The 12,395-nt window shown below is 34.4% G+C and carries 13 protein-coding genes; 11 read left to right on the top strand and 2 right to left on the bottom strand.

Annotation, left to right across the window (positions count from 1 at the left end):
• Positions 1-25 precede the first annotated feature (25 nt).
• From NTX22_12585 to NTX22_12540, 10 genes are all read left to right on the top strand, one after another.
• Entirely contained in the window at positions 26-1,015 is a 990-nt protein-coding gene (locus NTX22_12585) for a DUF1028 domain-containing protein (protein ID MCX6151359.1), read from the top strand.
• Position 1,016: 1 nt separating this feature from the next.
• The gene (locus NTX22_12580) at positions 1,017-1,949 is read left to right on the top strand and encodes a hypothetical protein (protein MCX6151358.1); all 933 of its coding nucleotides are present in this window, start codon (positions 1,017-1,019) and stop codon (positions 1,947-1,949) included.
• Positions 1,950-2,044: 95 nt separating this feature from the next.
• A complete protein-coding gene (locus NTX22_12575; protein ID MCX6151357.1) occupies positions 2,045-2,950 on the top strand; it encodes a homocysteine S-methyltransferase family protein in 906 nt (301 codons plus the stop codon).
• A 104-nt stretch (positions 2,951-3,054) separates the two neighbouring features.
• Positions 3,055-4,482, top strand: coding sequence for a PQQ-dependent sugar dehydrogenase (locus NTX22_12570; protein ID MCX6151356.1), 1,428 nt, complete (start codon positions 3,055-3,057; stop codon positions 4,480-4,482).
• A gap of 68 nt (positions 4,483-4,550) precedes the next feature.
• A complete protein-coding gene (locus NTX22_12565) occupies positions 4,551-4,742 on the top strand; it encodes a hypothetical protein (protein ID MCX6151355.1) in 192 nt (63 codons plus the stop codon).
• Between the two features lie 259 nt (positions 4,743-5,001).
• The gene (locus NTX22_12560) at positions 5,002-6,315 is read left to right on the top strand and encodes an NCS2 family permease (GenBank protein ID MCX6151354.1); all 1,314 of its coding nucleotides are present in this window, start codon (positions 5,002-5,004) and stop codon (positions 6,313-6,315) included.
• 92 nt (positions 6,316-6,407) lie between these two features.
• Positions 6,408-6,842, top strand: a complete 435-nt coding sequence (locus NTX22_12555) for a nucleoside deaminase (GenBank protein MCX6151353.1) — start codon at positions 6,408-6,410, stop codon at positions 6,840-6,842.
• A gap of 109 nt (positions 6,843-6,951) precedes the next feature.
• Positions 6,952-7,359 carry a bacteriohemerythrin gene (locus tag NTX22_12550; GenBank protein ID MCX6151352.1) on the top strand — a complete coding sequence of 136 codons (408 nt, stop codon included), beginning with the start codon at positions 6,952-6,954 and terminating at the stop codon, positions 7,357-7,359.
• A 28-nt stretch (positions 7,360-7,387) separates the two neighbouring features.
• Positions 7,388-8,344, top strand: a complete 957-nt coding sequence (locus tag NTX22_12545; protein MCX6151351.1) for an AraC family transcriptional regulator — start codon at positions 7,388-7,390, stop codon at positions 8,342-8,344.
• Between the two features lie 124 nt (positions 8,345-8,468).
• Positions 8,469-9,089: a GyrI-like domain-containing protein gene (locus tag NTX22_12540; protein MCX6151350.1), complete on the top strand. Its 621-nt coding sequence runs from the start codon at positions 8,469-8,471 to the stop codon at positions 9,087-9,089.
• A gap of 73 nt (positions 9,090-9,162) precedes the next feature.
• On the opposite strand, the gene NTX22_12535 is transcribed toward NTX22_12540, so the two are convergent.
• Both NTX22_12535 and NTX22_12530 read right to left on the bottom strand, forming a co-directional pair.
• Positions 9,163-9,795 (bottom strand): hypothetical protein, encoded by a 633-nt coding sequence (locus NTX22_12535; protein ID MCX6151349.1) that lies wholly within the window; start codon positions 9,793-9,795, stop codon positions 9,163-9,165.
• A 14-nt stretch (positions 9,796-9,809) separates the two neighbouring features.
• Positions 9,810-10,796 carry a substrate-binding domain-containing protein gene (locus tag NTX22_12530; protein ID MCX6151348.1) on the bottom strand — a complete coding sequence of 329 codons (987 nt, stop codon included), beginning with the start codon at positions 10,794-10,796 and terminating at the stop codon, positions 9,810-9,812.
• A gap of 299 nt (positions 10,797-11,095) precedes the next feature.
• Here NTX22_12530 and NTX22_12525 point away from each other — a divergent pair, with 299 nt between their 5' ends.
• The gene (locus NTX22_12525; GenBank protein ID MCX6151347.1) at positions 11,096-12,373 is read left to right on the top strand and encodes a DEAD/DEAH box helicase; all 1,278 of its coding nucleotides are present in this window, start codon (positions 11,096-11,098) and stop codon (positions 12,371-12,373) included.
• Positions 12,374-12,395: the final 22 nt, after the last annotated feature.

Here is a 12,395-nt window from a genome sequence, read left to right as displayed (position 1 = left end):
AATTCATTAACTATGGAGAAGAAAAATGAAATCAAGAATTAAATTAATTTTAGGAATAATTTTTATTCTCACTACCATTAATAGCGCACAAACTTTTTTTGGATCAAATCCATTAGCGCACACATTTTCTATTGTTGCAAGGGATTCAATTACCGGGGAGATTGGAATTGCCGTACAATCTCATTGGTTTAATGTTGGTGCGGTTGTTACCTGGGGCGAAGCAGGTGTTGGAGTTGTTGCCACTCAATCATTTGTAAATCCATCCTTCGGAATCCGCGGGCTTGAACTATTAAAACAAGGGTTATCTCCAAAGGAAGCTGTTGATAAATTGATTGAAGAAGATGAAGGAAGAGATGTACGCCAGCTTGCTATATTGGATGCAAAAGGAAGAGTAGCTGCATACACCGGGAAAAATTGCATTCCAGATGCTGGACATATTGTTGGCAATAATTTTTCTGTACAGGCAAATTTAATGGCGAGCGATAAAGTTTGGCCCGCGATGGCAAAGGCTTTTCAGGAATCAAAAGATCAGCTTGCTGAAAGAATGATTGCTGCTTTAGAAGCGGGGCAAAAAGCTGGTGGTGATATTAGAGGAAAACAATCCGCAGCAATATTAGTTTTTAAAGGGAAATCAAGCGGAAAGGCGTGGGAGGATAAATTGATTGACCTGCACGTTGAAGATAATCCGGAACCTATAAAAGAAATAAAAAGAACATTAAAAGTATTCCGAGCATATGAACACATGAACGCCGGCGATTTGGCTACCGAAAAAGGAAATATGGAATTAGCCATGCAGGAATATTCCACTGCTGAAAAAATGTTTCCACAAAATGAAGAAATGCAATTTTGGCATGCGGTTACTTTAACCAATAATGGATTACTGGATAAAGCTATTCCAATTTTTAAAAAAGTTTTTGCCAAAAACAATAACTGGAAAATCCTAACTCCAAGACTTATAAAAGTCGGTCAGCTAAAAGTAGATGACGCTGGTTTGAAAAAAATTTTAGGAAATTAAATTGAGCGTAATAATGAAGACTATGTCAACTGTTTTTTTAGTTTGCATTTTCCTTAACAGCCAGATCATAAGTCTTGAGAAAAACAAAACTTCAATAATTAAGCAAAATGATAATACTTATCTGTTAAAGTTTGCGAATTTACAACTTGTTGTTAATCCACTTATTGGTGGAAGAATTACATCAATAAAATTAGATGCAAAGGAATTTCTGGTTGGGAAAGAAGTTCATCAATTAAATTATGGTTCTACTTTTTGGCCCGCACCGCAGAGCATTTGGAATTGGCCGCCTCCATTTACTTTGGATCAAGCACCGTATGAAGTAATTTCATCATCAAAGACAATATTGCTTAAAAGTAAAGTTGATACTGTACTTGCATTACAGTTTACAAAAGAATTTTCAATTTCAGAAGCAGACACTTCAATACAAATCAAATATACAATTATCAATCCTTCCGGTAAGGATACAAAAATTTCTCCCTGGGAAATTACCAGGATGCCCAAAGGCGGCATTGCATTTTTTCCAAAAGGATTAACAGAGCCAAAGGTAAAAAATTTTGATCCAATTCCTTACGAAGAGATTAATAATTTATTATGGTATAAAAGTGAAAATAAAAAGGAATCAAATCATAAACTAAGTGTTGCTGACGGCTCCGATGGCTGGTTTGCTTACACGGTTGATGAATTCATATTCATAAAAAAATGGGGAGACGTTCTACCGGAAAATCAGGCTCAAGGTGAAGGTGAAATACCTTTATATGTTAGTCCAGATTATCCTTACCTTGAAATTGAAGCACAAGGACCTTTTCAAATTGTTAAAGCTGGAAAAGAAATTAATTGGAATATGAAATGGTTTATTAGAAAACTACCTTCACAAATAAAACGGGAAATTGGAAATAATGAGTTGGTTAAATTCGTTAAAAGAATAGTACGGTAACAGATCATTTAATCCAATTGAAATTTTAATAAGTTTGATTGAAAGATTAATTGATAATTTCTATATTGTTTCCAGATTAAAAAAAGAAAAAATTTATGTCAAAGAATATTTTAGAATTACTTTCATCAGGGATCATACTTGTATCTGATGGCGCAATGGGTACAGAACTTCAAAAACGGGGAATGAAACCCGGTACCTGTCCTGAATTGTTAAACGCAACGGATCCCGAACTGATCCGGGCAATTCACAAAGATTACTTTGATGCCGGCTCAAACATAGTAGAAACGAATTCCTTTGGTGGCAGCAGGGCAAGACTTGCAATGCATCAATTAGAGAACCGTATTAGCGAACTTGCAAAATTGGCAGCAGAAAATGCAAAAATAGTTTGCCCACCAGGAAAATTTGTTGCTGGTTCTGTTGGTCCTACTGGTAATATTCTGGAGCCACTCGGTGATTTGAGTCTGGATAAAGCTTATGATATTTTTGCTGAACAATTAGAAGCACTTGCAGAAGGCGGAGTTGATATTATTTTTATTGAAACGATGATGGCAATAGAGGAAGCAGAAATTGCTGTAAAAGCTGCTAAAGAAAAAACTAATTTACCGGTTGCCGCAACAATGACGTTTGAAGCAGGTCAGTCTGGTTTACGAACAATGTGGGGTGTTGATATTACAACAGCGGTGGAAAGATTGACAAGCGCAGGAGCAGATATTATTGGATCGAACTGCGGGCGGGGTTTTGATGAAATGATTGAAGTTGTAAAAGCGATGAGATCTTTAACTTCATTACCAATACTTGCCCAGGCTAATGCCGGTATTCCTGAATTGATAAATGGAATAAATGTTTATAAAGAAACTCCTGAATTAATTTCAGCTAAAGTAGAATATTTATTGAATGAGCGCGTAAATATAATTGGAGGATGCTGCGGTACCGGACCACAACATATTAAAGCAATAAGACTACTGGTTGATAAAATTGTTAATAATTCCCTTAAGAAATAATTTTATTCTGCTCATTCACAAGTTATAATTTCAGATTCAGCAGCAAGGAGTGGTTAATTAAACCACAAATTCTGGAATATTTTTATTAATAAATAAAATCATTGATGATTAAAATAATTTTTATACTTTTAACTCTCGTTAATGCTAATGCATTTTTTGCCCAGTACAAATTGCAAAATGCTTTTCCCAAACTAACTTTCAATCAACCACTAGGTTTTCAGGATGCACGGGATGGTACAAATAGAGTTTTTATTGTAACGCAGGAAGGGTTAATATACGTTTTAGAAAACAGTCCATCAGTCAACACTAAAAAAATATTTCTGGATATAAAAGATAAGGTGAAAAGTGGCGGCGAGATGGGATTACTGGGATTGGCTTTTCATCCTAACTTTAAAAGCAACGAGTACATCTATGTTAATTATACTGCGCCGGCTCCGCTAAGAACTATAATCGCGCGATTCTCAGTGGATAAAAACAACCCTGATGTAGTTGATAAGAATACAGAATTAAAAATTCTTGAAGTAAAACAACCTTTTGAAAACCATAATGGTGGACAACTTGCATTTGGACCGGATGGATTTTTGTATATAGGAATGGGTGATGGTGGTTCCTATGGAGATCCTCAAAACAATGCTCAAAATACTTCAGTACTGTTAGGCAAAATGCTTCGCATTAATATTGATAAATCCAGTGGTGGAAGAAATTATTCTATTCCAAAGGATAATCCATTTTTAAATAATACCCGAAGTTTCCGCGAAGAAATTTGGGCTTTAGGATTACGCAATCCCTGGCGCTTTAGTTTTGATTTTGTTTCTGGATGGCTTTGGGCAGCAGATGTTGGGCAGGACAAATGGGAAGAAGTTGATATCATAAAGAAAGGAAAATTTTATGGCTGGAGAACGATGGAAGGAAATCATTGTTATAACCCGGCAAATAATTGCGATACTTCTGATATAGTATTACCGGTTTGGGAATACGGTCACAATGACAGCGGTGGTTATTCTATAACAGGTGGTTACGTGTACCGTGGTTCTTCAATAATAGATTTATATGGGAAATACATTTATGGCGATTATGTGTCTGGTAAAATATGGGCATTAGATTATACTGGTATTAGCCAAACTGCAAACCAATTACTTATCAATAGCAAAAAAAATATTTCATCTTTCGGTACAGATAAAAATGATGAGATTTATGTTTGTTCGTATGATGGAAAAATTTACAAACTAATTTGTTCTAATCCAGCAAATATTTTCCCTGAAAAATCAACCGGTTATGGACTCTATTATAATTTTCCCAATTCTTTTTATCCAAGAACAACAATAATCGCCGATGTAAAAAAAGAAGGGCAAGTAAAAATAGAAATCTTTGATTCAAACGGAATTAAAATTGAGACCCTGATAGATAATGTTGTTCCGGCAGGTCGCCATAAATTTTTATGGGATGCAACTGGCTATCCAATTGGCGTTTACATTTACCAGATGACTGCTGGGAAAATCCACATTACTAAAAAATTGGTGTTGATGAAATAACAATCATCAGATTGAGAAGACCGAAAAAGTAGTTAGCTTCTCAGTTACTAAAACTAAACAGGTATTAAATGAATCGTAACAAGAAGTTAGATGAATGGAATATTAAGCAAGGCGACTATCAGCGAAGCTTTAAAAATGAACCGGGTTATAAAAAACGGAAAAGAAATGAAAAATTTAAGAGAGGATTACTATTCATAATAATCATTATTGTCTCTATCTTTCTAATCCTCGAATTGCTAAAATTTTTAAGAGTAGTTTAATGCATTGCCCCGTTTTATTTAATTCTTCCTATTTGGACTATTTTCAATCAACCTGACGATTAAATATACAATAATAATTATGTCCTTCTATATATTGTAAGCACAGAATTTTGCAACCAAGTTCATCTTCCAGAAATATTATTTTCGACTTTATACAACCAGTTTTTATTTGAGTTAGCAGAATCAAATAATTAAATTACCCACGCAATATTTTTCTATTAACATAATTTTTGCTGAAAGGAATCCCGGAGGGGCAATAATGCTGGAAAAATTTTTTAAGTTAAAAGAACATAACACTAACTTTAAAACAGAAGTTTTAGCTGGTGCCACAACTTTTATGACGATGGCTTATATTATTTTTGTTAATCCAAATATTCTTAAAGATGCGGGTTTACCATTTGAGCCAACTGTAGTTTCCACCTGCCTGGTGGCGGCAATTGTAACAATAATGATAGGTGTTTTTACAAATTATCCATTTGCACTGGCAGCCGGAATGGGGTTAAATGCCTTCCTGGTTTATGGTGTAGTTATCGGAATGAAAGTTCCGTGGCAGGTTGGAATGGGAATGATTTTCATTGAAGGAATCATAATTGCCATCCTTGTATTAACTAATTTCCGCGAAGCAATTATGGATGCAATTCCAATGAATTTAAAAAAAGCAATTGGTGTAGGCATTGGATTGTTTATTGTTTTTATCGGATTGAAAGATGCCGGTATTGTAACTGGTCATCCTGTTACTTTCGTTGCGCTTGGAAATATAAAGAGCGCCGGAGTTTTAGTAGCTACAATCGGCATTTTTATTACCGCCTTGCTAATAGTGAAAAAAATAAAAGGCGCACTTTTATATGGAATTATTTTAACTTCTTTAATCGGAATGATTTTTAAAAACGCTGACGGAACAGCAATTACTTCTTTACCCAAAATCATCTTCACAGATTTCAGTCAGGGAGCTTTTTCAACCATCGGACATCTGGATATTCTTGGAGCATTAAAATGGAATTATGCTGTACCTATTTTTTCATTTCTTATAAGTGATTTTTTTGACACAATGGGAACAGTTATATTAATTGCGGGTGCAGCAAATTTTCTGGATGCAAAAGGAAAGATACCAAGGTTAAAAAATGTTTTATTAATAGATTCACTTGCTGCTGTATTGGGTGGATTTTTCTGCTCCAGTTCAGCAACTACATACATTGAAAGCGTTTCAGGAGTTACAGCGGGTGGTAGAACCGGTTTAACTTCTGTTGTAACGGGAATATTTTTTATTTTAGCAATATTTATTGCACCTCTAATTGGTATAGTTCCAATTCAGGCAATTGCACCTGCGTTAATAATAGTCGGATTCCTAATGATGTCTATAATTCTGGAAATAAATTTTAATTCTTTCGAAGAAGGATTCCCGGCTTTTTTAACTTTAATTACTATTCCACTTACTTTCAGTATATCAAATGGAATTGGAATTGGTTTTATATCATACACAGTAATCAAATTGCTTGTTGGAAAAGCCAAAGATGTTCATCTTTTAATGTATATTGCAACAATTGTTTTTATAATTGATTTTATTCTTAAATAATATTGTTGTTCAAAACCCGGAATGAAAGAATGAAAATATTCCTTTTTGTATTTTTCAAACAAACTATTTCAAGAATATTCTGGAGATAATTGATGGATATTTTTATGCAAGCAGCAATAGAAGAAGCTAAACTTGGGTTAAAGCAAGGCGGAATTCCAATTGGATCGGTTTTGGTAAAAGACAATAAAATAATTGGAAGCGGACATAATAAACGTGTTCAGGAAAATGATCCAATTATTCATGCAGAAATTGATTGTTTAAGAAATGCCGGAAGGATCGGCAGTTATAAAGATACAATCCTTTATTCCACACTTATGCCCTGCTATCTGTGCGGAGGTGCCATTGTACAATTTGGGATAAAAAAAGTTTATGCTGGCGAATCAAAAACTTTCCCTGGTTCAAAAAATTTTCTAGAGGAACATAGCGTTGAGGTGATTGATCTTGATTTAGATGAATGCAAAAAGTTGATGTTGGATTTCATTCAATCCAATCCCAAACTTTGGAATGAAGATATTGGCGAATTATAATTACGATTTTTTATTTAAGGATTGGTTAATAAACCTCATTGCTTTGAAAAATAAGATGCAGGACAAATTTCTTATTCAGCTTTAATATATTTTTTTTGGAGAAACAGTTATGGCATATCTAATTTGGAATGAAGAATACAGTGTTGGAATCAGTTCTATTGATGAACAGCATAAAAAACTATTTGAAATATTAAACAACTTACACGATGCGATGAAGATTGGGAAAGCAAAAAATATTCTATCACAAATTATAACTGAACTTTTCGAATACACAACTTTCCATTTTTCAACTGAAGAAAATTATCTTCAAACGTATAACTATCCCACTTACCTGGGGCACAAAAAAGAGCACAATATTTTTGTTGCTAAAGTAATTGAATTTCAAGACAAGTTTAATCTATCAAGCGGTATGACCTCAATCGAGATGCTCCACTTTCTTAAAGACTGGATATCCCAGCATGTTATGGGTACTGATAAGAAGTATTCCGAATATCTGCTTAAGAAAGGTGCGAAATAAAATTTTTGGACTTTTACTAAACCAATAAATGAAAACAAAGCAAGAAATTTCTTTAGCTGAATATAAAGCAAGAATAAACCGGGTTATTAAATTTATTGATGATAACCTAAACAAAGATCTTTCACTTGAAGTGCTTGCTAATGCAGCCTGCTTCTCGCAATTCCATTTTCATAGAATCTTTAATTCAATTATTGGAGAAACTCCGGGTGATTTTGTAAAAAGATTGCGAATTGAAAAGGCAGCAAATTACTTGACCTTATTTCCAAACCTGTCAATTACAGAAATAGCATTTAACTGTGGATTCTCTTCATCTGCTTCATTTGCGCGTGCATTTAAAGAACACTTTGGATTAAGCGCAACTAAATGGAAAGAAAATGGTTACAAAAATATTTCTTCTGATAATAGCAAGAATAGTAAAACAGTTAGCAAGAATAGAAAAGATAAACTCCAAAATGAAAAGTATTTTTCTTCTGTAAATAATTTAACTACACAGATTAATTTATTGAAGGAAATAGTGAAACCAGAAATTAAAAAAATGCCGGCACTTCATTTAGCATACGTTGCTCATCTTAAAGGTTATAATAAAGGTATAACCGATGCGTATGATAAACTTTGCCGTTGGGCGGGACCGAGAGGTTACATAAACCAAGATTCCCTGTTCGTCGGAATTTCTCTTGATGATCCGGAAATAACTCCAGAAAATAAATGCCGCTATTATGCCTGCATAACTGTTCCGCAAGAAGTTGCTGCCCAGGGTGAAATCAATATAATTGATATTCCGGAAACTAACTCCGCTGTCTTCAGATTCAAAATAAAAGAAGAAGAGATAAAGGCAGCATACGATTCTGTTTTTAAGGATTGGCTCCCTACAAGCGGATATCAGCCGGATAATCAATATTGTTATGAAATATACTACGGAAGTGCGGATAAGAATCCTGAAAATAAATATGATATGGCAATTTGTTTACCTGTAAAACCACTTTAAAAAATGTTGACAATAATGAATGTGTGTGTTGCTGGTTTTCTTTTTGGCTGTACTGCCTGGTTTAAACCATTTAAGAGTTGGTTCTCTTTATCAATGAGGAATAAAAATTTAAAAGGAAATAGACATGCAAAAAATTGATTTCAAGAAAGAACTGAAAAAATATTATAATGCTTCATCAAAAGCACCAGAGATTGTTGAAGTGCCAGCTATGAATTTTTTTATGATCGATGGTGAAGGAGACCCAAATACTTCGCAGGATTATAAGGATTCGATTGAAGCGCTTTATACGGTTTCATATACAATTAAATTTTCAATCAAGAAATCTGCTTTGGCAATTGATTATGGAGTTTTACCGCTTGAAGGTTTGTGGTGGATGGATGATATGAATCAATTCAGCAGTGCAAATAAAAACCTGTGGAAGTGGACATCTATGATTATGCAGCCTGAGTTGGTAACTAAAGAAATGGTTGAGAAAGCAATAAAAGAAGTAGAAAAGAAAAAAACTCTTCCAGCCTTGTCCAAAATAAGATTTGAAAAATTCAATGAAGGAAAGTGCGCGCAGATAATGCATATTGGTCCTTATGCAGCAGAAGAACCAACAATAAAAAGCCTGCACGAATTTATTAAATCCAATGGAGGTAAATTTAGTGGAGAAAAACAAAAGCACCACGAGATTTATTTAAGTGACCCAAGGAAAAGCACACCGGAAAAGTTAAAGACAATCATCAGGCAACCGATGGTGTGATGGTTGAGGTGTAATGGATGATTTATAATGGAAAGAAAATAAAATCTAAAAAAATTGTTTGGTATTCCTTCTTTTAAAAATACACTGCTACAATTAATGCTCCCGATGAGATTCCTATCTTAAAATCTGACACATCCATTTTAGTTGCGCTGTATGGTGTTTTGTATTCTTCTTCTCCTGAATTAAAAACTGCCCCAAAATTGTACTGCCCTGCAAGAGAAACACTTTCCGTTAAGAAATATTCAACTCCAAAACTTAAATTAACAGATATTGATTTGGATAAAGTTTTCTGCTCGTTGGTATAAATAGCACCAAGATAGTTAGCTGAATTTACTTTTTCATTTTTGTCTTCAAACCCGGCAGTAAAACTTACTCCAATATAAGGCGAAATATTTTTCGCCATACTTATATGCTTTTCAATTCCAATTGAAGCACCATAAGACATATTCTCATCAATATTGCCTGTCAATTTTGCGGTTTTATCTCTTTCAGCTTTGGAATACGAATAATTTATTTTTCCCAGCAAAGCAAAATCATCTAATGCCCAAAATTTAAAACCGAATCCGCCATTAAATGACTCCAACCGGAATTCATTTATGCTGAAAAGTAATGATTGCTTATTTCGCATACTGGCTACTTCAGTTTTGTTATCCTGCGCTGCAATAGTAGCTGCCAATATTAGAAATAAAATGATTTTTGTTTTCAATTGTTTTCTCCCATTTAGTTTTTACCACTGTAAGAAACATACCCGCTTTTTGCAACTGCAATTTGTCCAGCATTAGTTTGCAGCCATTTCCAGAAAAGGTAGGCATTGGAATTTTTATTTAGGTTAGATCTAATAATGGCGTAAACAGGTGCAGTATATTTGTATGCTCCGCTATTGATTGTTGCTGTACCAGGTTTAACACCATTAACAGAAATTCTTTTTATATCATTACGCGGAACCATAGTTGAACTGTAAAAATAAACTGAGTATCCAATACCATTTGGATCCGCAATAATTTGATTTATCAATCCCATCATATCCATTAAAATCATTTGTTCAGCATAAATCATCAAGCGGTTTTTCATAACAAGTTCTTCCATTAACACCTGGCTGCCTGAATTTGGATTTCTTATATATGGATTTATTGCTGCATCATTACCACCAACTTCTTTCCAGTTTTTTATTTCACCAGTATAAATTCCAATAATTTGGTCAGAAGTAAGATTATCTAATAGATTAGCCGCATTGACCAGAAATACAATTCCATCTAAAGCAATTGGTGCAACTGTAAAGCTTACACCCTGGCTGGCAGCAGTCTGAAGCTGGTCTGCCGAAGGAGCATTTGCCACAAGAATTACATCTGTGCTGTCGAATATAAGTCTGTTAAATGCTCTTATACTTTTAGCAAAATGTATACTTCTCACAAAATCTACTTCTTTTGTTTTTGCAGTATCGTGTAAAGCGATAGGCACCATTGTACCATCACCGGCATCGTACCAATTATAAGATAACTTGAATATTTCGCAGGCAATTACGGTCATCATTGGAATGTTTGAAGTAGAACCATCAACCCTGCGAAAATTTTCAACATTAAAATGGCTAATATCAACTATTTCTTCCGGAGTTTCTTTTTCATTATCGGATACTTCGCAGGCAATTAAAGCAAACATAAAACTAAAAGCAGTGAAGAAATCTAATAGATATTTTCTACATCTTTTCATGATGAACCCCAAATTAATTTGAATTAGAAATTCTTTACAAACTTAATAAATCCTGTGAAGAATTAAAATAGGTTTTATCGTTAAATCATCAGTTATGTTATTGTAAAGTGGATTTAACCGGCTAAAGAAAGGCACTTTGAGATATAGTATAATTACCATACTTTTAATGTGTAGTTATTAAAAATATGCTTCCTCAAAAACCAATAGTGCTATTCTTAATAAAATAATCAATCATTTGACCGCTGTTTCAGAATACAAAAAATTTTATCAGTCTGGTCTTAAAAAGGAAAAACTAATTAATGTCATTCGAAAAACTAAATCTTATAAAACCTATACAAAAAGCATTGGCAACTGAAGGATATACTGTGCCCACACCAATTCAACTTCAGGCAATTCCTGTTATTATGGAAAGAAGAGACTTGCTTGGCTGTGCACAAACGGGAACAGGTAAAACAGCAGCCTTTGCTGTTCCAATCCTGCAAATTCTTTATGCTGAAAAAGCTGAATGGAATACAAAGAAAAATATAAATTCCCTTATTCTTACTCCAACAAGGGAACTTGCGGTTCAGATTGGAGAAAGCTTTTCTGCTTACGGAAAACATACCGGGCTTAAGAACCTGGTTATATTTGGCGGAGTGCCGCAAAAAAATCAGACCGATAAATTGAGAGATGGCGTGGATATACTTATCGCTACACCAGGCAGGCTTCTGGATCTGATGAATCAAAACTATATCAGTCTAAAGCATATTAAATTGTTTGTGCTTGATGAAGCTGACCGTATGCTGGATATGGGTTTTATACACGATGTAAAAAAAATAATTTCTAAGTTGCCCGTAAAAAGGCAATCGTTGTTTTTTTCTGCAACTATGCCACCGGAAATTGTAAAACTGGCGCGCACTATTTTAACAGACCCGGTTAAAATTGAGGTAACACCAGAATCGCCAACAGTTGAAGCGATAAAGCAGGCAGTATATTTTGTAAGTAAGCAGGATAAGAGAAATCTGCTCATTCACCTGTTAAAAGATAAAACAATTGATTCCGCACTTGTTTTTACACGAACCAAACACGGCGCTGATAATGTTGCCAAGTTTTTAATCAAAGCAAAAATCCACGCGGAAGTTATTCATGGAAATAAATCGCAGAATGCCCGGCAGCGTGCTTTGAATAATTTTAAAACGAAACAAACCAGGGTGCTTGTAGCAACAGATATAGCTGCACGGGGAATTGATATTGATGAACTTTCCCACGTAATAAATTTTGAGATACCAAACATATCCGAAACTTATATCCACCGTATCGGGCGCACGGGCAGAGCGGGATTAAGCGGAATTGCACTTTCATTATGCGATGCAGATGAAAAAGCATACCTGAAGGATATAAACAAACTTATCGGGATTCCAATTCCTGTTATTAAAGATCATCCTTATGTTATGATTGAAACCGGTAATGAAAAACCTAAACCAATTGTAAATAAAGCTCCGCCCGAAAGAAATAAAATTAAAAAAAGTGATGCACCCGGCACTACAAAGCAAAATAAAAGGAAATGGTATACCAAAGCGTGGAGTAATAAAAAGTAGAATCGGGGAATGGGTGAAACGG

The organism is Ignavibacteriales bacterium, assembly GCA_026390815.1.
GTDB lineage: Bacteria > Bacteroidota > Ignavibacteria > Ignavibacteriales > SURF-24 > JAPLFH01.
This window is presented reverse-complemented; position numbering and strand designations above follow the sequence as displayed.